The sequence below is a fragment of the Pseudoalteromonas sp. CO109Y genome, from assembly GCF_004208935.1.
GTDB lineage: Bacteria > Pseudomonadota > Gammaproteobacteria > Enterobacterales > Alteromonadaceae > Pseudoalteromonas > Pseudoalteromonas shioyasakiensis.
Map to the genome: position 1 here is coordinate 26,330 of NZ_SGPD01000004.1, position 23,922 is coordinate 50,251.

General features: G+C 40.5%; 19 protein-coding genes. 11 read left to right on the top strand and 8 right to left on the bottom strand.

Annotation, left to right across the window (positions count from 1 at the left end):
• Position 1: 1 nt before the first annotated feature.
• The 6 genes from glyS to dnaA form a co-directional block, all read right to left on the bottom strand.
• Positions 2-2,071, bottom strand: a complete 2,070-nt coding sequence (glyS, locus tag EXT43_RS00475) for a glycine--tRNA ligase subunit beta (RefSeq protein ID WP_130166140.1) — start codon at positions 2,069-2,071, stop codon at positions 2-4.
• An 8-nt stretch (positions 2,072-2,079) separates the two neighbouring features.
• Positions 2,080-2,979: a glycine--tRNA ligase subunit alpha gene (gene glyQ, locus EXT43_RS00480; RefSeq protein WP_054554789.1), complete on the bottom strand. Its 900-nt coding sequence runs from the start codon at positions 2,977-2,979 to the stop codon at positions 2,080-2,082.
• Positions 2,980-3,120: 141 nt separating this feature from the next.
• Entirely contained in the window at positions 3,121-5,547 is a 2,427-nt protein-coding gene (gene gyrB, locus EXT43_RS00485) for a DNA topoisomerase (ATP-hydrolyzing) subunit B (protein WP_054563762.1), read from the bottom strand.
• A gap of 12 nt (positions 5,548-5,559) precedes the next feature.
• Complete coding sequence (recF, locus tag EXT43_RS00490) at positions 5,560-6,654, bottom strand: DNA replication/repair protein RecF (protein ID WP_054563761.1); 1,095 nt, start codon at positions 6,652-6,654, stop codon at positions 5,560-5,562.
• A gap of 6 nt (positions 6,655-6,660) precedes the next feature.
• Positions 6,661-7,764 (bottom strand): DNA polymerase III subunit beta, encoded by a 1,104-nt coding sequence (gene dnaN / locus EXT43_RS00495; protein WP_054563760.1) that lies wholly within the window; start codon positions 7,762-7,764, stop codon positions 6,661-6,663.
• A gap of 13 nt (positions 7,765-7,777) precedes the next feature.
• Positions 7,778-9,175, bottom strand: coding sequence for a chromosomal replication initiator protein DnaA (gene dnaA, locus EXT43_RS00500; protein WP_058583674.1), 1,398 nt, complete (start codon positions 9,173-9,175; stop codon positions 7,778-7,780).
• A 506-nt stretch (positions 9,176-9,681) separates the two neighbouring features.
• Between dnaA and rpmH the strand changes: the two genes are divergently transcribed.
• From rpmH to yidC, 4 genes are all read left to right on the top strand, one after another.
• On the top strand, positions 9,682-9,816 hold the full coding sequence (gene rpmH, locus EXT43_RS00505) for a 50S ribosomal protein L34 (protein ID WP_008488847.1): 135 nt from the start codon (positions 9,682-9,684) through the stop codon (positions 9,814-9,816).
• Positions 9,817-9,823: 7 nt separating this feature from the next.
• Positions 9,824-10,246, top strand: coding sequence for a ribonuclease P protein component (gene rnpA / locus EXT43_RS00510; protein WP_058583673.1), 423 nt, complete (start codon positions 9,824-9,826; stop codon positions 10,244-10,246).
• 128 nt (positions 10,247-10,374) lie between these two features.
• Positions 10,375-10,647: a membrane protein insertion efficiency factor YidD gene (gene yidD, locus EXT43_RS00515; RefSeq protein ID WP_054563758.1), complete on the top strand. Its 273-nt coding sequence runs from the start codon at positions 10,375-10,377 to the stop codon at positions 10,645-10,647.
• An 8-nt stretch (positions 10,648-10,655) separates the two neighbouring features.
• Positions 10,656-12,287 carry a membrane protein insertase YidC gene (gene yidC, locus EXT43_RS00520; RefSeq protein WP_130166141.1) on the top strand — a complete coding sequence of 544 codons (1,632 nt, stop codon included), beginning with the start codon at positions 10,656-10,658 and terminating at the stop codon, positions 12,285-12,287.
• A gap of 56 nt (positions 12,288-12,343) precedes the next feature.
• On the opposite strand, the gene EXT43_RS00525 is transcribed toward yidC, so the two are convergent.
• Both EXT43_RS00525 and EXT43_RS00530 read right to left on the bottom strand, forming a co-directional pair.
• A complete protein-coding gene (locus EXT43_RS00525; RefSeq protein WP_062564599.1) occupies positions 12,344-13,549 on the bottom strand; it encodes a PepSY-associated TM helix domain-containing protein in 1,206 nt (401 codons plus the stop codon).
• Between the two features lie 9 nt (positions 13,550-13,558).
• Positions 13,559-15,706, bottom strand: a complete 2,148-nt coding sequence (locus EXT43_RS00530; RefSeq protein WP_130166142.1) for a TonB-dependent siderophore receptor — start codon at positions 15,704-15,706, stop codon at positions 13,559-13,561.
• Positions 15,707-15,915: 209 nt separating this feature from the next.
• Between EXT43_RS00530 and mnmE the strand changes: the two genes are divergently transcribed.
• From mnmE to EXT43_RS00565, 7 genes are all read left to right on the top strand, one after another.
• Positions 15,916-17,280, top strand: a complete 1,365-nt coding sequence (gene mnmE, locus EXT43_RS00535) for a tRNA uridine-5-carboxymethylaminomethyl(34) synthesis GTPase MnmE (RefSeq protein ID WP_130166143.1) — start codon at positions 15,916-15,918, stop codon at positions 17,278-17,280.
• Positions 17,281-17,425: 145 nt separating this feature from the next.
• Positions 17,426-18,166: an isocitrate lyase/phosphoenolpyruvate mutase family protein gene (locus EXT43_RS00540; RefSeq protein ID WP_062564596.1), complete on the top strand. Its 741-nt coding sequence runs from the start codon at positions 17,426-17,428 to the stop codon at positions 18,164-18,166.
• A 585-nt stretch (positions 18,167-18,751) separates the two neighbouring features.
• Positions 18,752-19,201, top strand: coding sequence for an FMN-binding protein MioC (gene mioC / locus EXT43_RS00545; protein WP_054554800.1), 450 nt, complete (start codon positions 18,752-18,754; stop codon positions 19,199-19,201).
• A gap of 429 nt (positions 19,202-19,630) precedes the next feature.
• Positions 19,631-21,520, top strand: coding sequence for a tRNA uridine-5-carboxymethylaminomethyl(34) synthesis enzyme MnmG (gene mnmG / locus EXT43_RS00550; RefSeq protein WP_054554801.1), 1,890 nt, complete (start codon positions 19,631-19,633; stop codon positions 21,518-21,520).
• 15 nt (positions 21,521-21,535) lie between these two features.
• On the top strand, positions 21,536-22,156 hold the full coding sequence (gene rsmG / locus EXT43_RS00555; RefSeq protein WP_054554802.1) for a 16S rRNA (guanine(527)-N(7))-methyltransferase RsmG: 621 nt from the start codon (positions 21,536-21,538) through the stop codon (positions 22,154-22,156).
• 13 nt (positions 22,157-22,169) lie between these two features.
• Positions 22,170-22,955 (top strand): ParA family protein, encoded by a 786-nt coding sequence (locus tag EXT43_RS00560; protein ID WP_054554803.1) that lies wholly within the window; start codon positions 22,170-22,172, stop codon positions 22,953-22,955.
• A gap of 20 nt (positions 22,956-22,975) precedes the next feature.
• A complete protein-coding gene (locus EXT43_RS00565; protein WP_054554804.1) occupies positions 22,976-23,887 on the top strand; it encodes a ParB/RepB/Spo0J family partition protein in 912 nt (303 codons plus the stop codon).
• Positions 23,888-23,922: the final 35 nt, after the last annotated feature.

The window sequence follows — 23,922 nt, forward strand, 5'->3', positions numbered from 1 at the left end:
CTTACTTCTGAAGTACAGAAATATCAGCAATATCTAAAAACAGACGGCTTAGTTGGCTTAACAATGCTAAACGGTTTTGTTTAACCGCTTCGTCATCAGCCATTACCATAACGTTATCGAAGAAGTTATCAACACTCTCACGGATACCCGCAAGTTGTGACAATGCTTCTTGGTAATCGCCATTTGCATATAAAGGTGCAAGCTCAGTTGCAAACTTAGCAACGTGTGACGCTAATACTTTTTCTGCATCATCGCTTAATAGGCTCTCATTCACATCACCTTGTGTTGTGATGTCATTTTTAGCCAAGATGTTGCTTACACGTTTATTTGCTGCTGCAAGCGCTTCTGATGCGTCTAATGTACGGAAGTGACTTACCGCTTTAACACGGCGGTCGAAATCAACTGGTTTAGTTGGGCGACGTGCTAGCACTGCTTGAATGACATCAACTTCGATACCTTCATCTTGATACCATGCGCGGAAACGACCTAGCATAAACTCAAACACATCTGTTGATACGTTTAGGTTCGTTAGCTTTTCACCGAATAGCGTTTGTGATTTAGCAACAAGGTCTAAGATATCTAGCGGTAATGATTTTTCAACCATGATGCGTAATGCACCAATTGCTGCACGGCGAAGTGCAAATGGGTCTTTGTCGCCTTTTGGTGCTTGACCAATACCAAAAATACCCACCAGCGTATCAAACTTATCAGCAATAGCTACCGCACAGCTGATCACATTTGTTGGTAAGTTATCACCCGCGAAGCGAGGCATATATTGTTCGTTTTGCGCGAGTGCAACTTCTTCAGCTTCACCGTCGTGACGAGCGTAATGCATACCCATTACACCTTGTACGTCGGTAAACTCCATAACCATTTCGGTCATTAAGTCTGTCTTACTTAATAAACCTGCTCGCTTAGCCAGCTCGGCATCAGCACCTAATTGCTCAGCAATGTAACCTGCAAGTTCACTAATACGCTCAGATTTGTCTTTCAGCGTACCAAGTTGCTTTTGGAATAAAACAGTATCTAGAGACTCTAAGCGACTCTCTAGCGTTTTCTTCTTATCTGTTTCGTAGAAGAACTGCGCATCAGCTAAACGAGGACGAACAACTTTTTCGTTACCAGCAATTACCACGCTTGGATCTTTACTTTCGATATTAGAAACAAATAGGAACTTGTTAAGTAAGTTGCCATCTTGGTCTAATAACGGGAAGTACTTTTGGTCGTCCTTCATGGTATAGATAAGCGCTTCTGAAGGAACATCTAAGAATGCTTCTTCGAATGTTGCAGTCAACGTTACTGGCCATTCAACCAAGGATGTTACTTCTTCAAGTAAGTCTTCATCCATCGCTACTTTTGCATTTACAGCGCTAGCTGCTGCTTCAATTTGTTCGCGAATTTGTGCTTTACGCGCTTCGAAGTCAGCGACAACGTAAGCAGATTTAAGAACATCAAACACATCATCAGCGTGGTTGATTGTTACTTTTTCTGGATGATGGAAACGGTGACCTTGTAATTGGTTGCCAACTTGCTTACCAAGGATTTCGCCTTCGATTAGCGTGCTACCAAACAAAATAGTTGCAGTGTGTACTGGGCGAATAAATTGTGTTTTATTTGCCCCCCAACGCATTGGTTTAGGGATAGGTAATTTTGCAAGAGCTTTGTTTACTGCATCACTCATAAGCGATGTAGTTGCTTGACCTTCAACCTGTGCTTTATGTAATAACCAAGCGCCTTTATCTGTCTCAAGTGTTTGTGCATCGCTTACATCGATACCACAACCACGAGCCCAACCCATTGCTGCTTTAGTTGGATTACCATCGGCATCAAAAGCTGCTGAAACTGCAGGACCACGCTTTTCTACAACCTTGTCACTTTGTTTTGCTTCAAGTGCACTAACACGTAAACCTAAACGACGTGGTGATGCGTACCAGTTAACGCCTTGGTGATTTAATTCTAAGCTTGAAAGCTCAGTTGCTAAGTTCTCAGCAAACGACTCAGCAAGTTTACGAAGTGCTTTCGGTGGCAACTCTTCAGTGCCAATTTCTACTAATAAATTTTCTGCTGACATGCTAATTCTTAATCCTTACAAAGCGGGAAACCAAGAGCTTCACGGGCATCATAGTAACTTTGCGCACATGCTTTAGATAAAGCACGAACACGTAAGATATAACGTTGACGTTCTGTTACTGAGATAGCGTGACGAGCGTCTAATAAGTTAAACGCATGTGATGCTTTCATTACTTGCTCATAAGCTGGTAATGGTAAGCCTGCTTCAATTAGCTTTTCGCTTTCTTTTTCACAGTGATCGAACTGTGCAAATAAGAACTCAACATCCGCTTGTTCGAAGTTATAAGCTGACTGCTCTACTTCGTTTTGATGGAATACATCACCGTATGTCACACGACCCATAGGACCGTCTGCCCATACTAGGTCATAGATACTATCTACGCCCTGAATATACATAGCTAAACGCTCAAGACCATAAGTGATTTCACCGGTTACTGGTGAGCACTCTAAGCCACCTACTTGCTGGAAGTAAGTGAACTGAGTTACTTCCATGCCGTTTAACCAGATCTCCCAACCTAAACCCCATGCACCTAATGTAGGCGACTCCCAGTTGTCTTCTACGAAGCGAACTTCATCAGTTAGTGTATCAATACCAACAGCAGCTAAAGAGCCTAAATAGAGCTCCTGAATGTTTTCTGGTGATGGCTTTAATACAACTTGGAATTGGTAGTAATGCTGTAAACGGTTCGGGTTTTCACCATAGCGACCATCAGTTGGACGGCGGCATGGTTGAACATACGCGCTCGACATTGGCTCTGGGCCAATCGACTTTAAGAAAGTTAACGGATGAAATGTCCCTGCTCCCACTTCCATATCGAGTGGTTGAGCAATCACACAGCCTTGCTGTGCCCAATAGTCCTGTAAAGCCAGGATCAAACCTTGAAAGGTTTTAACGTCATATTTTTGCATATTTGGCTTATAGTATCTGGTGCGTTTAGTCTGAAAATTGCTCTCAGTATACCTTGTGTGCAGTAAGGTTTTAAGCAGTTTGTGCTTTTTCAGCAATAAAAAAAGGAGCCAGTTGGCTCCTTTTTAATTCTTAATTTCGCGTTATACGTCTAGGTTAACTACACGTAGCGCATTCGTTTCGATGAAGTCACGACGCGGCTCAACTTGGTCACCCATTAGAGTCGCAAACAATTGGTCTGCCGCTACTGCATCTTCAATTGTTACTTTCAACATACGACGAGCATCTGGGTCCATAGTGGTTTCCCAAAGCTGATCTGGGTTCATCTCACCAAGTCCTTTATAGCGTTGGATATAAAGGCCACGCTTCGATTCATTGATTAACCACTCTAATGCATCCACAAAGTTATCAACAGCAAGAGTTTTCTCACCGCGTTGAACATATGCCCCTTCTTCAAGTAAGTTAGCAATGTTTACGCCTGTCGCTGCAATGCGTTTGTAGTCACGCGATGTGATGAAGTCATGGTTTAGTACATGAGCTTTATCCACACCATGCTGACGAATATTCACAACAGGATAATACATGTTGCGCTCAGTATCGTGCTCAGTGCCCGCATGGAAGATAGTTGCATCTTCATCACGTGCAATTAAGTCGTCAACTAGAGTATTAGTCCACTCTTTAACTTTTGCTTCATCTGCTAAATCAGCTTCGGTAATTTCGCTTTGATAAATTAAACGTTCCATAACCGAGTTTGGATATTTACGTTTTAAGCGCTCAATCACTTTAACTGTATTTTGATAGTCGTGAACGATTCTTTCTAGCTCTTCACCTTCAAGTGCAGATGCACCTTCGCTTGTATAAAGTGCAGCATTGTTTAATGCTAATGATGTTAAGTAATCAACAAGCGCTGGATCATCTTTAATGTAGCGTTCTTGCTTACCTTTTTTCACTTTATAAAGTGGTGGTTGCGCAATATAGATAAAGCCTTTTTCTACAATCTCTGGCATTTGACGGTAGAAGAAAGTCAGTAGTAAGGTACGAATGTGAGAACCATCCACGTCCGCATCGGTCATGATAATGATACGATGATAACGTAGCTTTTCTGGGTCATATTCATCACGACCAATACCACAGCCTAATGCAGTGATTAGAGTTGCGACTTCTTGAGAAGAAAGCATCTTATCAAAGCGTGCTTTTTCTACGTTAAGAATCTTACCTTTAAGTGGCAAAATTGCTTGGTTTTTACGGTTACGACCCTGCTTAGCTGAACCACCTGCAGAGTCACCCTCCACTATGTATAGTTCAGAAAGTGCTGGATCTTTTTCTTGGCAGTCTGCCAATTTACCTGGTAAGCCAGCTAAATCCATTGCACCTTTACGGCGTGTCATTTCACGTGCTTTACGTGCTGCTTCACGAGCTCGTGCTGCATCAATAATTTTGCCAACAACTGTTTTAGCATCAACAGGGTTTTCTAATAAGAACTCTGTTAATTTTTCTGCCATTGCTTGTTCTACAGCAGACTTAACTTCACTTGATACTAGTTTGTCTTTAGTTTGTGATGAGAACTTAGGATCAGGAACTTTAACACTTACAACCGCAGTTAAGCCTTCACGAGCATCATCACCCGTTGCATTACTTGTTGTTTTCGCTTTTTTGTTAAAGCCTTCTTTTTCCATGTAGTTATTTAGCGTACGTGTTAATGCTGCTCTAAAGCCAGCTAAGTGCGTACCACCATCACGTTGTGGAATGTTGTTTGTGAAACAGTAAATGCTCTCTTGGAAGCCATCGTTCCATTGCATTGAAACTTCTACACTAATACCGTCTTCTTCACGCTCATGGGTAAAGTGGAAAACACTTTTATGTACAGGTGTTTTGTTACGGTTTAGATATTCTACGAATGCTTGGATACCACCGTCATATTTGAAGTGGTCATTCTTAGATTCTTCGCGCTCATCAGTAAGAATGATACTTACACCAGAGTTTAAGAACGAAAGCTCACGTAAACGCTTTGCTAAAATATCGTAGTGGAAGTTAAGGTCAGTGAATGTTTCACCACTTGGCCAGAAACGTAATTCAGTACCTGTGTCTGTTGCATCACCAATTATAGCTAATGGCGCATCTGGTACACCCATAGTATATGTTTGTTGGTGAATTTTTCCTTCACGACGAATGGTCAGTTGCAGCTTTTCAGATAGTGCATTTACTACCGAAACACCTACACCGTGTAAGCCACCAGATACTTTATATGAGTTATCATCGAACTTACCACCAGCATGAAGTACCGTCATGATAACTTCAGCCGCTGAAACACCTTCTTCTTCATGAATAGACGTAGGAATACCACGACCGTTATCTCTTACAGACACTGAACCGTCTAAGTGAATCGTTACAAAAATATCATCACAATGACCAGCTAAGGCTTCATCGATAGAGTTATCAACAACCTCAAACACCATATGGTGAAGGCCTGTACCGTCATCGGTGTCCCCTATATACATTCCTGGACGCTTTCTTACTGCGTCTAATCCTTTAAGTACTTTAATACTCGACGAATCGTAATTCTCAGACATGGTTAATCCCACTTATCTTGTTATTAGGTTGCCATGTTTCACGTGGAACATTTTTAGTTCTCGTTGCATGGGTTCCACCACAGCAGAAATACTTTCAGATAAAATTGAAGAGATAAAAAGTTGCGAATCGCAATGAGTCAGAAGTTGACCCACTTTTTCTTTTGTATCTTCACCTAGTTCTGAAGGTAAGTCATCTATTAGCAATATAGATTGCTTATCTGTTTCTGACTCAATTAAGCTATTTTGCGTTACTTTTAACGCATAAAGCAAGAGCTTCAATTGACCGCGAGAAAAGGTATTTTCTACACTGTTACCAGAAACACTAAAACTAAAATCAGCTTTATGCGGACCTTTACTTGTGAAACCTTGTTTGGCATCACGTTCAAAGCTTTGCTCAAGCGCCTCTGAGAGCGTTTCACTCTCTTTCCAACCCGCATGAAAGTTAATTTCTAAATCGCTTACAAGCGTTAATTCTGCACACATTTTATCAAAAAACTGCTGCTTAAACCTACTTATATACGCGATTCTTAGATTATTTATTTGTTCAGCTAGTCTAACAAATTCTTTATCCCAAAACTTGATCTGTTCGAAATAATCTCTAGGTTTACTTTTTAATAAAGCATTACGTTGTTTCAGTACTTTATTAAAAGACTGCCACAAGTAAAAAAAGTCATGTTCCACGTGGAACAATCCTAAATCGAGAAATTTTCTACGCTCTTTTGGGCCACCAAAAAACAACGAATAGCTTTCTGGAGTAATCACTTGCACCGGCACTAGTTGAGCTAATTCAGAGATTTTACGGCTCGTTTTTCCCTGAATTTTTAAAGACGTTTCACCCGCTTGGTTTTTGCTTATACCAATCGGAATAGACAAATCATGCAGCGCTTTGCGACCATGAATAACAAACTTGTCTTGTTGATGCTGAATGATATTTTTATGTTTGGCGGTACGAAATGATTTACCGTGAGAAAGGAAATATATCGCCTCAAGGAGACTGGTTTTTCCGCTGCCATTTTCGCCATAGATAATGTTAATGCCATTAACCGGCTCAAGTGTCAGCGCCTCAATATTCCGAAAATTATTGAGGCTTAAATGACTTAAACTCATATAAGCTTATAGGCGCATCGGCATTACAACGTACATAGCTTCTTCGTCACCTGCACCTTCAATTAGCGCACTGCTATTAGAGTCTGCAAGCGTAAAGGTTACATCTTCTGTTTTTAATGTATTAAGTACATCAAGCACATAAGAAACGTTAAAGCCAATTTCAAGTTCGCCGCCTTGGTACATTACTTCAACCACCTCTTCAGCTTGTTCTTGCTCAGGGTTGTTTGCTGTAATTTTTAATAAACCTTCAGACAGATTTAAACGTACACCACGGAATTTTTCATTCGATAAAATAGACACACGTTGGAAAGCACTACGAAGCCATTCACGGTTAGCAGTAATCACTTTATCACCACCACGTGGCAATACTCGACGATAATCAGGGAAACGACCATCAACTAGTTTACTAGTAAATGTAAACTCAGTATCAATAATACGAATATGGTTAGCACCAAATTGAATGGTAACTAGTTCATCATCAGCCACCATTAGGCGCATAATTTCTTGTACACCTTTACGTGGAATAATTAACTGACGTTGTGTATTTAAAGACTGTGGCAATTGCTTTTGTGCAATTGCCAAACGGTGACCATCTGTAGCCACTGTTTTAATATCTGCGTTATCAACTTCAAATGACATACCGTTTAAGTAATAACGTACATCTTGATTCGCCATAGAAAAGTGTGTGCTTTCTAAAAGTTTACGCAATTCTAAACGCGTTAGTTGAAATTCAACTTCACCATCCCACTGCTCAAGATTCGGAAAATCTTCAGCGGCCAGCGTAGTTAAAGAAAAACGGCTTTTACCACTTGTTAGTAGTAACTGATGATCTTGGCTACTTAACGTAAGGTCTGAGCCATCAGGTAAACTTTTACAAATATCGAGTAACTTTTTAGCTGGTAAAGTGAGTTGCGTATCTGTGGTGTCTTCACCGACAAACACACTCGCTACTAATTCAATTTCAAGATCGGTTCCCGTCATCGAAAGTTGTCCGTTTTCAACAACTAACAGTACGTTCGATAAAATCGGTAAGGTGTGCTTACGCTCAATCGCACCAGACACTTGAACTAAAGGTTTTAAAAATTGCTCTCTTGATATTGTTATTTGCATAATAAAGTCGGCCTTAAGATGACAAGGTTCTTATTAAGTTTTGATAATCTTCTTTCACTTCGTGGCTTTCGTCACGTAGTGATTTAACTTTACGACAAGCGTGTAATACAGTTGTGTGATCACGACCACCAAAGGCGTCGCCAATCTCAGGTAAACTGTGATTTGTAAGTTCTTTTGATAATGCCATGGCCACTTGACGTGGTCTTGCTACTGAACGGCTACGGCGTTTAGATAGTAAATCTGATACACGAATACGGTAATACTCCGCAACAGTGCGTTGAATATTATCTATCGTTACCAGTTTATCTTGCAGCGCAAGTAAGTCACGTAGCGCTTCTTTTACAAAGTCGATTGAAATCGGACGACCAGTAAAGTTTGCATTAGCAATAACGCGGTTTAAAGCCCCTTCTAATTCACGCACATTTGAGCGTAATTTTTTCGCGATAAAAAAGGCAACTTCGTGAGGTAAATTAATTTTACTTTGCTGCGCTTTTTTCATCAAAATAGCAACGCGCGTTTCAAGTTCTGGCGGCTCAATAGCAATGGTTAAGCCCCAACCAAAACGTGATTTAAGGCGATCTTCAACCCCTTCTATCTCTTTTGGATAGCGGTCTGAAGTTAAAATAATCTGTTGATTTCCTTCAAGTAAAGCGTTGAAGGTATGAAAGAACTCTTCTTGTGAGCGTTCTTTATTAGCGAAAAATTGAATGTCATCAATCATCAATGCATCAACACTTCGGTAATAACGTTTAAATTCTTCGATAGCATTATTTTGTAGCGCTTTAACCATGTCTTGCACAAATCGCTCTGAGTGCATATAAACAATTTTCGCGTCTGGCTTATTAGCCATAATACCGTTGCCAACAGCATGTAATAAGTGAGTTTTACCTAAGCCAGTACCACCGTATATAAATACAGGGTTAAATGCAGAACCTGGGTTATCTGCAACTTGAGTCGCTGCGGCTTTTGCTAATTGATTTGATTTACCTTCAACAAAGCTATCAAAGGTATAATTTTCTTTAATGTTTGATTTATAGCCTGATTTTGGTGCAGGTTCGACCGCTGCTTTTTCAGGTTTTGGCTGTTGCTTTTCAGCAGTTTGTTGTGGAACAGATGCGCTTGTTTCTGCTGCAGCCGGTGCAGATGCCACTTGGGCATTTAAAATAGGTTTACTACCAACATCAAAACGTAATTCAGGTGCTTCATCACCACAAATTTCAACGAGTAGTTCATTAATACGGTTTAAATACTTTTCTCTCACCCAATCCAAAACAAAACGGTTAGGTGCATATATAGTCAACGTATCTTCGGTACTTTCTGCTTGAAGTGGTCTTACCCACATACTGAATTGCTGTGAAGGCAATTCATCTTGCAATACATATAAACAACTTTGCCAAACCGACAGATACACAGTTAAACTCCCAGAGATTTAATTTTTATTCCCGTTCATCTTTAATGATGGAAAATCAAACATTTATTGCTAATCTTTGACCAACTTTCTTGGCCCAGACCGACTATTATGAAGGTACTTTATCCACAAGTACAAGATTGATTTTTATGAAAAATATGATCTCAGCAACATAAAAGAATAAAACACTGATTTTTAAGAAAATTATTTTTTAAGCTCGAACAGTGATCATAACAAATTTGCAGCCAGATCGCGATCAAATTCTACGATCGAATTGGCTTTTCCCAAGCTTTTATTCACTTTTTATACAGAGGCTGTGGAAAACTTCTTATTTATGATGATCCTATATGATCAGTTAAAAGGATCCTTTATAATTACGGCCTCTGCAGCGTTTTAATGATTGACTTTTGTTGTCTTCATCTATAATATCTCGCGCTCGCAATGGCACCTGTGCCAGGATCGCGACCTGCATAGGATGTTTTAACCTTAACCGATCGGATGGAATTGTTATGAAAAGAACTTTTCAACCTAGCGTTTTAAAACGCAAACGTACACACGGTTTCCGTGCTCGTATGGCAACAGCAAATGGCCGTAAAGTATTAGCTCGTCGTCGTGCTAAAGGCCGTAAAGTTCTTTCTGCTTAATATATAAGTGGAAGACTTTAGCTTCAGCAGGGAGTTACGTCTGTTAACTCCCTCGCATTACTCTCGAATCTTTAATGAACCAGCACGCGCTGCGACTCCTTTCTTTACCCTATTAGCTAAACGCAATGACCAAACTAATCCTCGATTAGGTCTTACGGTCGCAAAAAAACGAGTTAAAAAAGCCTGTCAACGTAATCGAATTAAACGACTTGCTCGCGAAAGTTTCCGTTTAAATCAACATAAACTCGATAACATTGATATTGTGCTTATGGTTAAAAGTGGTATTGATGAACAGTCCAACGAAGAGCTAACAAAGCAACTAAATAAATTGTGGCGAAAAATTAACGAACGCTGCAAGCCTGGTGCACCTAAACCACCACCATTTAAAAAACGCCCGAATAAATCAGCTAAATCTAATAAACAAGCCTGATAGCAATAGAATTACAGGCTTAATTAAGGTATCTTTAGCTCACCTTTTAATCATGCATTTAAAATTCTACGATGGGAATTTAAATTCATGGTATCCATTGACTAAATTAACGCAGGGGCAGACACATCATGAGGTTACTTAAACCACTTGTTGCTATTCCAAAGCGCTGTTTAGTCATGCTAATACGCGGCTATCAAAAATGGATAAGCCCACTATTAGGCCCGCATTGTCGTTTTAATCCAACCTGCTCTAGTTACGCTATTCAAGCAATTAATTTGCATGGAAGTGTAAAAGGCAGTTGGTTAGCTGTTAAACGCATATTAAAATGCCACCCTTTACATGCTGGAGGGGATGATCCCGTACCGGCAAAAAATCATATTAACCACCAACACGAGAAATAAGAGCTGTTATGGAATCGCAACGCACGTTTTTATTAATCGGCTTGATGCTTGTGTCGTTTTTATTATTTCAAGAATGGAATAACGACTACAACGCACCAAAGGCTGATCCAAGTGCCACAACACAAACACTAGGCGCAACAACACCAGAATCTGATGACTTTATTCCTGCATCATCTGACGGTGAAGTTCCAGCTGTAACGACAGCAAAGCGCTCAGTTATCGATGTAACAACTGACGTATTCACTGTTAAAATTGACACCCGTGGTGGTGACATCATTGAAACAGACTTACTTCAGTACGAAGAAGAAAAAGGCAGTAACACACCTTACATGCTATTAGGTGAGTTCGATGGTAAGCAATACTTCTCGCAAAGTGGCTTAATTGGTTTAAATGGTCCTGACGCAACTGTTGCTGGTCGCCCTGTTTATAAAACCACACAAAAAGCATTTACTTTAACGGGTGATGAGCTACGTGTACCACTTGAGTTTACTGACAGTAAAGGTGTGACGTTTACTAAAACTTATATCTTCAGAAAAGGCGACTACGCTGTAGATTTAGAGTACACAGTAAACAACGTAACAGCTGATCCAATTCAAGTTCAGTTATACACGCAAGTAAAACGCACAGTACAAGAAAAAGGTAGCTTAGTAGATCAAAACTACTTAGGCGCAGCATTTGGTACTGAAGAAGAGCCATACGAAAAGTACAGCTTCTCAGACATGGCTGATAAAAACCTTAACATCACTACAGCTGGCGGCTACATTGCATTTATCCAACACTACTTTGTAAGTGCGTGGGTACCAAAGCAAGACCAACAAAATACCCTTTACAGCAAATTAGTTGCTGGTAATGCGGCAATTATTGGTACTAAAGGTGAAGCAGTTAACGTACAAGCTGGTACGCAAGCAACACTTAGCTCAACTTATTACATGGGCCCGAAAGAGTCTGACGTACTAGAAGCAATCCACCCAGACTTAGACCTAACTGTAGACTATGGTTGGTTATGGTTTATCTCACAACCATTATTCGTACTACTTAAGTGGTTACACAGCATCCTAGGTAACTGGGGTCTAGCTATCATTGCAATCACGGTTATCGTTAAAACGGCAATGTACCCGCTTACTAAAGCACAATACACGTCAATGGCTAAGATGCGTGCCTTACAGCCTAAAATGGCTGCACTAAAAGAGAAGTATGGTGATGACCGTCAAAAATTCGGTCAAGCTATGATGGAAATGTACCGCAAAGAAAAAGTGAACCCTATGGGTGGCTGTTTCCCACTGTTACTACAAATGCCAATCTTCTTAGCGTTATTCTACGTATTCTTAGAATCAACTGAGCTACGTCATGCTGAATTCGTTTTATGGTTAAATGACTTATCAGCAATGGACCCATACTACGTATTACCTGTTTTATTTGGTTTAAGTATGTTCATCACTCAAAAGCTGCAACCTATGACGGTTACTGACCCTATGCAGCAAAAAATGATGACCTTTATGCCAGTTGTATTCTCTATTTTCTTCTTATGGTTCCCATCTGGCCTAGTACTTTACTGGTTAGTATCGAACCTTATCTCAATCGCACAGATGCTAATCATCTACCGCGGTATGGAGAAAAAAGGTATTAAGGTAAGAGGCTAAACTCTTAACCCAATAAAAAGGCGCTAACTGCGCCTTTTTTAATGCCTGAAAAAAAACTAACCGAGAATAGGAGAATAAACTTGATTGGGCACACTGCGTTCAGTAAAGCTCAAACTTGTTGTTAGTAACGAAGCAACTACCAAACCGATTGCAACCACCCCAGATAAACCAAGCCACTTTACAGCCGTTGATTTACGCTTAACCCTAAGCCAACTCATATAGATGCCAGCAGCGCTTACAAAGCTCATCAATGCACCAAATAGCCCCCAAATAAGCTTGGTACCAATTCCTGCAAAGTTACCAAAGTGCAGCGGATCAGCGGTGTCTTTAATTCGTGGAAGCAGGTTGAGTTCTTCCCCTTTTTGTATGCCTAGAACTTCACCGGAACTTGGTTTTAAATAAACCCGGTTAGCACGAAGGCGTAGTAAAATATCATCGTTATAACCACGTACTTCAATAGGCTGTTCCGCTTTATTAGGATAACGAATATAGCGAATATCAAGGCTAGGAAATGCCTGTTGAGCAGCTGTATAAGCTGTAGCTAAACTAATTGGCGATAGATCTTTGCGAGGGCTTTGTTTCTTAAACTCACTCACGGCTGGTGGACTAGAGACATAGTGAGGTACCTTCGCGGTTTGCAGCCCATGTTCTACCAGATACCAAATCCCTGTGATGGCCATCACAGCAATAAACCATAAACTCCAAAGCCCTAACAGCTTATGCCAATCAGACCAACTACTACGTTTATCTAGGCTTAGCGCAGCAGGCTTTTTCATAAAGCCTTGCCACCAGCGCCGATACACATAAAAACTCGAGACCAATAAAATAACGAGTAAAATACTCAAACTGGTGACGATTAGTTTACCCATCCAGCCCATCGACAAGTTCATATGCCAGTTACGTAAAAACCGCGATATCCGCGCCCACTCTCCTTCACCTAGTAAGCGACCCGTTGCAGCATCTAAATAAACAAAGCGAAATGAATCACCGACTTTAAGAGCCGCTTCAATGGCAAGGTAATCTTGCTTATGACGTTGGATATAAAGTAACTGAGCTTGCGGATAATGCTTATTAAGAGTGTTTTCGAGAGCTGGGTAGTTAGTCGAAGCAGAAGAAGTTAAAGCACGGTATTTAGCGTCTGTTAAGTACTCGAGTTCATGACTTAACGTAGCGAGTGTTCCCGATACACAGGTAACAAAAAGCAGGACTCCAACGAAGAGTCCTGCCCAAGAATGTAAGTTAAACCAACTTTTAGCGTTCACACGCCACCATTAAAAACTGTATTTAGCACTTAAATAGACACGGCGTGGCTCACCAGGAAAGTGCCCTGTTCGCTCGATAAAGCCACTGCTTGCGTATTCTTTATCAAATAGGTTCTTAACTGATAGCTGCCATTGCCAGTTATCAACGGTTGTTTGCCACGCCATGTTGTAAACAGTGTAAGGTTTAACACGTTGACCACCTAAACTAAGCTGTTCATCAACATAATCTAAGCCAGCAGAAATAGATGACGATAAGCTAGGTAGCTCATAGCGTGTCCATATACCTAGGGTATTTTGCGGCGCGTTAGCAAATTTATCGCTATCTGGAATTTGGTTACGAATGCTGTCGTTGGCTTTAGTTATACGGGTATCATTATAAGCGTAGCTTGCAGTAACTACCCAGCGCTCAGTGATGTCACCAACCACTTCAAGTTCAAAGCCCTTACTTTGTACTTCACCAACAGCAACTAAGTCATCAACGCCGTCACCTGCAACATCACCTAATAAGCTAGGCTGCAGGATGTTTTCGCGGACAATATCGTACACAGCCATATTAACAGCAAGTGTGTCTGCTAATAGCTTGGTTCTTAAACCTAACTCGTTAATGCGGCTAGTCTCCGGCGAGAACGGACCGCCCTTTGCTGTTTCTTGATTACTCGCACTTTGCGGCACAAAGCCAGTGCCATGTAGCGCATAAGGGAAGAACATATTATTAATATTATAGCTGGTACCAATACGGTAGGTTAAGTCGCTATCAGAAAACTCGGTTTGATTTAACAGATCTTTATCTTCAAAACGATCATACCTTAAGCCAGCTGTCACACTCCAATTAGCGGTGATATCTAGTTGATCTTGCAAGTAAGCACCAAAGCGGGTGCTATTCGTTTTACCAAGCCGTGGGGTAATACTATCAAGATCATAATCATCTGCAGAGGTTAAACCATACTCAGGGTTGTTAAGATCAAGTCCTGGTACTGGGCCACCTTTACTTTGTTGCGTAGCTGTACGGTAGACGCTTTCAAAATCATGTTCATACCAATCACTACCAAACAGCACTTGATGCTGCATGTCTGCAACTATAAATTCTGCAATCGCATTAGCTGTTAAGCTAAAGCCTTCGTTCTCACGTACTTGATCACGAAACTCACGATGGCTCCAATCAACAATACCGTCGTCATCTGTATCAACGAGGCCTCTTGGTTCATGGTAGTTTTGCACTTCTTTGTTATCAAAATAACGTGCTGTGACATCTGTGCGCCAAACATCATTAAACTCATGTTTTAAAGTTGCCTGATAGACATGGGCTTCAACATTTTGAAAGTCTGTCGCCTCGTTATGATTCCAGCTAATATCAGTTAAAAAATTGCCATTATCATCAGCAGGTACACCACGTAAACGTGCCCCACCCAACTCTTGCTCTATATAGGTATACTGAGTGGTCAATTCGGTTGCACTGTTGATAAGCCACGTATAACCAAGATCAACAATGGTATTATCGCTGCTAGTATTAGCACGGAATGGCTTTTCAGTATCACGGTAAAGACCAACACGGTAAGCATGATTATCAAGTGATTCACTCAATGTTCCAGTGCTTTCTAATGCACCACTGAAGAAGTCATCATTACCTACTTCAACTTCAATACTATGTTCACTGGTGAATTTAGGCTTCTTAGTTACATAGTTAATAATACCACCCGGATTACCACTACCGTATATAGCGCCAGCAGGTCCTTTTAAAACCGCAACTTGTTCAATATTAAATAATTGCGGTACAGCAAAGCCATTGAAAGGGTCGCCCTTTACACCATCATATAAAATCTCATCTTGGCGAAAGCCACGGAATGTCACGCCTGAATAACTAAAGGCATTAACACCAGCTATATTGCTATAAAGGTCGGTAATTTGGCGAGCAGCCTGATCACTGATCAGCTCCTGCGGCAAAATTTGAATTGACTGAGGAATTTTCTCTAAAGGTGTATTGGTACGAGTAGCAAAGCTAGACTCGGTTGGGCGATATAAAGAAAACGCACGGCCAACAACTTCTATTTTTTCGAGTTCTTTAGAATCACTTTGATCAGAAGTAGTCACTTCAGTTTGAGCATGGGCAACGCCCGAAAAACCAGCAGCAAGTGCAATAAAAACAGCAGAAAGACGCATAATAAAAAACGATAAGATTTAGAATGCGCAACATGGTAATGAATATAATTATCATTTGCAATGGTCGTTTATTATTAATTAAAGCTAAATAAAGTATTACTTACATCAAACTTTTGCTACTTCATTACTCAAACAGCTATTCGCATGAAATTAAGCCATAGGTTACAATAGAGCCAGCATTCATTCTTTTATTGGCATTATTTCATCGCATGATTAATCAAGACACAATTGCAGCACAAGCGACCGCACCAGGACGTGGTGGGGTTGGTATTATTCGCGTCTCTGGCAGCTTAGCTAAAACAGTGGCAGAACAGATTATTGGCCGTTGTCCTAAAACACGTTACGCAGACTATGTACCATTTAAGAGCTTGAGCGGTGAACAGCTTGACCAAGGTATTGCTATTTACTTCCAAGGGCCAAATTCATTTACCGGCGAAGACGTACTAGAACTACAAGGTCACGGCGGCCCTGTCGTATTAGATATGCTATTAAAAGAAATTAGCCAAATTGACGGTGTACGTTTAGCAAAACCAGGTGAGTTCTCTGAGCGCGCATTTATGAATGATAAGCTTGATTTAACTCAAGCAGAGGCAATTGCCGATTTAATTAATGCAACCAGTGAACAGGCAGCAAAAAGCGCCCTCCAATCACTGCAAGGTGAATTCTCTAAACATATTGAAACGCTGGTGGAGAAAGTCATTCACCTACGTATGTATGTTGAAGCTGCAATTGATTTTCCTGATGAAGAAATCGACTTTTTATCAGACGGTAAAGTATCAACAGATCTCAATGCCATTATTGATCAGTTAGAGAATGTAACTCAGCAAGCTAAACAAGGTAGCATCATGCGTGAAGGTATGCGTGTTGTTATTGCGGGTCGCCCTAACGCAGGTAAATCAAGCCTACTTAATGCGTTAGCTGGCCGTGATGCAGCCATCGTTACCGAAATAGCTGGTACAACACGTGACGTATTACGCGAACATATCCACATTGATGGTATGCCACTACATATTATTGATACCGCAGGCCTGCGTGAAAGCCCAGATAAAGTAGAGCAAATTGGTATTGAACGCGCATGGGATGAAATTAACCAAGCCGATCGCGTACTATTTATGTTAGACGGCACAGACACATCAGCCACTGATCCTCATGATATTTGGCCAGAGTTTATGGCCAAGTTACCAGAGGGGATGGGTGTTACTGTGATCCGAAATAAAGCCGATATTTCCGGTGAAAATGTCGGTATGGATGAACATGATCAATATCCGGTGATCCGTTTAAGCGCCAAAAATGCTGAGGGTATAGAGTTAGTTCGTACTCACTTAAAGGCATGTATAGGTTTTCAAGGTGCCACAGAAGGTGGATTCATGGCACGCCGTCGTCACTTAGATGCACTTGATCATGCAGCCTATCATTTAAACACAGGTAAAGAGCAACTAGAGATGCATATTGCCGGTGAGATCTTGGCTGAAGAATTACGCCTAACTCAACAGTTCTTAAATGAGATAACAGGTGAATTTACCTCTGATGACCTACTAGGGAAAATCTTTAGTTCGTTCTGTATCGGTAAATAAATTCCGGTCATCAATATTATAAAAAAGAGTCTTGCGACTCTTTTTTGTTTTTAGTCCAGTAAGCAATTATCGGTTCAGGGCCGAAACCAGCCAGTAATTAACCTCATATCAATTAGTCTAGCGATGTCATTAAACGGAGGACATCATGGACAAATATCAACTCTTTCACCAATTACACCACCAGCATGGGGGCTTTGTACTCGCTAATGCGTGGGATCTTAGTTCAGCACAATTCATCCAAGCTGCGGGAGCTAAAGCAGTAGCAACAACCAGCTGGGGTATTGCGGCAAGTTTAGGGTTAGCTGATGGTGAAAACATTTCTTTTAAAACTCAATTAGCACTAGCTAAAAGCTTAACCGAACACCTTCATATTCCACTCTCTGTGGATTTAGAGTCAGGCTACAGTAATGATCCGCTGCAAATTAGCGAAAACGTTTTGGCGTTAGCAAGATTAGGAGTTGTAGGCATCAACATAGAGGACTCAGATAAAGACACTAATGCACTGAGATCTATCGAACAACAATGCACTATTATTAGTGAGATAAAAAAAGCACTTAACGAAAATGGCTTCGGTGGTTTATTTATAAACGCCAGAACCGATACCTACTTTGTTAGTGACTCCCCTTTTCAAGCAACATTAGAGCGTGCGAAAGCGTATCAAGATGCAGGTGCAGACGGTCTGTTTGTGCCCGGCTTAACTAACATAGAGCACATAACCAGCTTAGCTAACACAATAGATATGCCATTAAATGTGATGGCAATGAGCAATTTTAACTCAGCAAAAGCCGCTTTCGCTGGTGGTGCAAAACGGTTTTCATTGGGTAATTCACTCTATGATCTAGTCGGTAATACGATAAAAACCAGTTTAACTCAGATCGAAAACTAACTTAGCGAGCTAAAAATTAGATCAAAACAGCTTTTAAGATCGAATTTAGCTAAAAATGTTATCCACATTTGGGGCTTTTTTAGATCTAAAGGCTGATTTGATCATAAAAAAACGCGGAAATTTGAATTTATTTTCATACAACAGCCCTTTTTGATAACTAATTTTCTTAAAAACAGCCTTTATTAGCGCTTATTTAAGTTTTTTCCGATCTATTTTATTGATCGCAAATTGCAAACCGATCGTTATCAACAAGCGATCTATCCACAAAACGATCATACTCACTATTTTTATCAGATCTGAAAAATTAAGCGCTTACACATAATTAAAGATCAACAACTTAGCAAAGTTATACAGTTTCCAATATTTAGCTTGATCAGAACTTTCCCCAAATTTATTAACAGCTTGATCAAAGGGTTTAATTTATGAATAAATATAAAAAACTATTAAAAACAGTAGATTATAAAAAACAATGAATTAAAGCTGTCATTTTAAGCAGAAAAACTTATTCAGATCGTAATTCAACGCTTTACTCACACCCTAACTTAGTTATCATGTGGCCACTTATTTCTATACATGATCAATCACATGCAATCAGTAAATATCATCGTTGGCAGCCAAATGGGATCTGCAGAATACGTGGCAGAGCAACTAGCAGAAGCCCTTGAACAACAAGGGATCCAAGTGCAGCTTCATGAACAGCCTGTATTTGATGATATTGATCAGCAAGATACTATTTGGTTGTTATGTACTTCTACATACGGCGCGGGAGACTACCCAGAGAACCTACTGCCATTTGTTGAGTCTATTAACCAACAGGCTGATCTTAAAGGATTAAACTACAGTGTGATCGGATTAGGTGACACTAGTTACGACACCTATAACTATGCAGGCCGTAATCTAGATGAGTTATTAGCTAATAAAGGCGCAAACCGCGTGGCAGAACGCTTAGAGCTAAATATTCTTGATGAAGCATTGCCAGAAGACACGGCATTAGCCTGGTTACCAAGCTGGATCGAATCAGCAGGGCTCAATTAAGCCGATCGGTGTTGATCGTTGTTATAAAAGTTACCCACAATTTACTGATAATTTAGATCGGATTGTGGATAAACACTGATCTAACTGCGATTTTAACCTAGTTTATCCCTTGGATAAGATCCAATCGATATTGCCCTGTGTATAAATACCCCTTTTGATCAAAGCTTTTACGCGGGAAGATCCGATCATATTAACACCTTTAGATCTGCGTTAAGATCATGTTTTAAATAGTAAAGCAAACATTATCAACAGATCTAGCCGTTACTAGTAGTAAGAGTAATAAAAGATCTCTTTAAAAGATCCTTTATATTATTAGAGATCACCCACTTAGATCTTGAGCACTGTTTAATCATTTATCTTCTCTAAATTTCTAGGTAGAATACGCTCCCTTTACAAAGTTTTGCTGGTCGATTAAGTAGGATCCCATAAATGATTTTTCACGAACGTTTTGATGTTATTGTTGTAGGTGGTGGACATGCAGGTACTGAAGCTGCATTAGCATCTGCTCGCATGGGCATGAATACCCTATTGCTAACTCATAATATGGATACCCTTGGTCAAATGTCTTGTAACCCGGCAATTGGCGGTATTGGTAAAGGCCATTTAGTTAAAGAGATCGATGCTCTTGGTGGTGCAATGGCTCAGGCTATTGATAAAGGCGGTATTCAATTTCGTACTTTAAACTCATCTAAAGGCCCTGCAGTACGTGCTACGCGTGCACAAGCTGACCGTGCTTTGTATAAAGCAGCTATTCAACACACTTTACAACATCAAGAAAACTTAAAGATCTTCCAACAATCATGTGACGATCTAATCGTTGAAGGTGATCGAGTAATCGGTGTTGTAACGCAAATGGGTCTTCGTTTTAGTGCGCCTTCTGTGGTTCTTACCGTAGGTACTTTCTTAGGTGGTCAGATCCATATTGGTTTAGAGAACTTCAAAGGTGGTCGTGCCGGTGATCCACCTTCAATTGCACTTGCAGAGCGATTACGTGAATTACCTTTCCGTGTTGATCGCTTAAAAACAGGCACGCCTCCTCGTATTGATGCGCGAACTGTTGATTTTAGCAAGATGCAAGAACAGCCTGGTGATACCCCTACGCCTGTATTCTCATTTATGGGTAAACAATCGGATCACCCACAGCAGATCCCGTGTTACATCACTTATACAAATGAAAAAACACATGATGTGATCCGCAATAACTTACATCGCTCACCTATGTATTCAGGTGTAATTGAAGGTATTGGTCCACGTTACTGCCCTTCAATCGAAGATAAGATCGTGCGTTTTGCTGATAAAGACAAACATCAAATCTTTGTTGAGCCTGAAGGTTTAACATCATACGAATTATATCCAAATGGTATTTCAACGAGCTTACCGTTTGATGTACAGCTTGAAATTGTGCAATCAATCACTGGTTTTGAAAATGCACATATTTGTCGTCCTGGTTATGCGATTGAGTATGACTTCTTTGATCCGCGCGACTTAAAGCAATCATTAGAAACTAAGTTTATTAATGGTTTATTCTTCGCAGGCCAAATCAATGGTACAACCGGTTACGAAGAAGCAGGCGCACAAGGTTTAATTGCGGGTATGAACGCCGCATTACAAGTACAAGGTAAAGAGTCTTGGACACCTCGTCGTGATGAAGCATACACAGGTGTACTCATTGACGACCTAGCAACATTAGGTACTAAAGAACCGTACCGTATGTTTACTAGCCGTGCTGAATACCGTTTATTACTTCGTGAAGATAATGCCGACATTCGTTTAACTGAGAAAGGCCGTGAACTTGGCTTAGTTGACGATGCTCGTTGGGCTGCCTTTAACGAAAAAATGGAAATCATCGAAAAAGAAACGCAACGTTTAAAAGAAACATGGATCCACAAAGATCACGTTGCTGTTGATCAAGTAAATGCATTATTAAAAACACCACTGACTCGTGAAGCGAGCCTTGAAGATCTGATCCGCCGTCCTGAAATTCGTTATAACGACTTAATGGCGATCGATGGTTTAGGTTCTGAGTTTGATAACCAAGCTGCACTTGAGCAAGTTGAGATCCATACTAAGTACGCAGGCTATATTGCTCGTCAGCAAGATGAGATCAATAAGCAGCTACGTCATGAACAAACTGTATTACCAAAAGACTTTGATTATTCAACTGTTTCTGGTTTATCAAATGAGGTTATCGCAAAGCTTACTGATAGTCGTCCAGATACAATTGGCCAAGCGTCACGTATTTCAGGTATCACCCCTGCTGCTATTTCGCTATTATTAGTCTATCTGAAAAAGCAAGGCTTACTGCGCAAGACTGCGTAGTTGGTGAGGAATACAGTGTTACAACAACAATTAACTTCGCTGTTAGCGCAAACTGATATTGCGCTAACAGAAAAACAGCAACAACAACTTGTGCAATATGTTGAATTATTAGACAAGTGGAACAAAGCGTATAACTTAACCTCTGTTCGTTTACCTGAAGAAATGATGGTTAAACATATTATGGATAGCTTAGTTGTTGCACCACACCTTAAAGGCAAACATTACATTGATGTAGGTACGGGTCCTGGTTTACCGGGTATCGTATTAGCCATCGCTTTACCTGATACACAATTTGTATTGTTAGATAGTTTAGGTAAACGCGTGCGCTTTTTGATGCAGGTAAAACATGCACTTGGTCTTGAAAATGTAACCCCAGTGCAGTCTAGAGTTGAAGAATATCAACCAAGTGTTAAATTAGATGGTGTATTAAGTCGTGCATTCGCCTCTTTACAAGATATGGTTGACTGGTGTGCGCACTTGATTGATCATTCAGGTAAATTTATCGCCTTAAAAGGCGTATTTCCAAGCGAAGAACTAGACTCATTACCTAAAGGTATTAAGTTTGATGAAAAAATCAGCTTGGAAGTACCTGAGTTAGATGCGCAAAGACATCTAATCATTCTATCTAAAGACTAGGGATCAGAGCACTGTGGCAAAAGTCATCGCATTAGCAAACCAAAAAGGTGGTGTTGGTAAAACAACCACCGCTGTGAATCTCGCGGCATCGATGGCCGCGACGAAGCGTAAAGTGTTATTAATCGATCTTGATCCGCAAGGAAACGCTACCATGGGTAGTGGTGTCGATAAATACGGTGATGTTGCGACTATTTACGATTTATTGATTGAAGAAACACCAATCGATGAAGTGATCAATAAAGAAACCTCAGGTGAGTATCACTTAATTGCTGCTAATGGCGATGTGACTGCCGCTGAAGTTAAACTAATGGAATTGTTTGCTCGTGAAGTGCGTTTACGTAATGCGCTTGAACAAATTCAAGATCAATACGATTTCATTTTTATCGACTGCCCGCCTTCACTTAACATGCTTACTGTTAATGCAATGGCTGCCGCAGATTCGATTTTAGTTCCGATGCAATGTGAGTATTATGCCCTTGAAGGTTTAACGGCATTAATGGATACCATTACGCAGCTATCTAAGCTAGTAAATCCAGCGTTAACAATTGAAGGGATTTTGCGCACCATGTATGATCCGCGCAATCGCCTTGCAAATGATGTATCAGAACAACTCAAACAACATTTTGGCGATAAAGTATATCGTACCGTTATCCCACGTAATGTCCGTTTAGCAGAAGCGCCGAGTTTTGGTGCCCCTGCCATGTATTATGACCGTGCATCAAGTGGTGCTAAAGCTTACTTAGCCCTAGCCGGCGAAATGTTACGTAGAAAAGAGAAAACATCTTCAGCAGTAGCCTAACTTCGAGGTAAAAAAATAACATGTCTGCTAAAAAACGCGGTTTAGGCCGAGGACTCGACGCTTTATTAAGTTCATCAAAACCTGCCCCAAGTGCAAATAATCAGCAACAAGCGACAGCAACACCAGAGCAAGTCTCTGAAGTTGTTGCAGAGCAAAGCAAAGGTGAGCTGCAAAAATTAGCGATTGAGTTTTTACAATCGGGTAAATATCAACCGCGTAAAGACATGTCTGAAGAAGCGCTAGAAGAGTTAGCCAGCTCAATTCGTGCTCAAGGCATCATTCAGCCAATTGTTGTGCGCCAAATTGGTGCAGACAAATATGAAATTATTGCTGGTGAACGTCGTTGGCGTGCTGCTCAACTTGCAAAATTAGATGCTGTTCCATGTATCATCAAAGATGTACCAGATGAAGCCGCCGTTGCAATCGCATTGATTGAAAATATCCAACGTGAAGACCTAAACGCGATGGAAGAAGCGATTGCATTGAATCGTTTACTTAACGAATTTGAACTCACTCATCAACAAGTCGCCGAAGCTGTTGGTAAATCGCGTACGACTGTGACTAATTTACTACGTCTAAATAATCTTAACGAAGATGTTAAAATTTTGTTAGAGCATGGCGACATCGAAATGGGTCATGCACGTTGTTTATTGGCACTTGAAGGCGAAGCGCAGTCAGATGCTGCTAGATTAGCCGTTGCTAAAGCGTTGACTGTTCGTGAAACTGAAAAATTAGTTCGCTCTATCTTAGAACCAGCTCCGAAAAAAGAAGTGCAAGAAAAAGATCCGGATGTCAAACAGTTAGAACAAAAACTTGCTGAAAATTTAGGCGCCAAAGTAGAAATAAACTACAATAAAAAAGGCAAAGGCAAACTGGTTATCTCTTATACAACTCTTGATGAGTTGGATGGCATTTTAAGCCGTATAAATTAAGACTATTCCCGTCATTAATTAATAACATGTCCAAA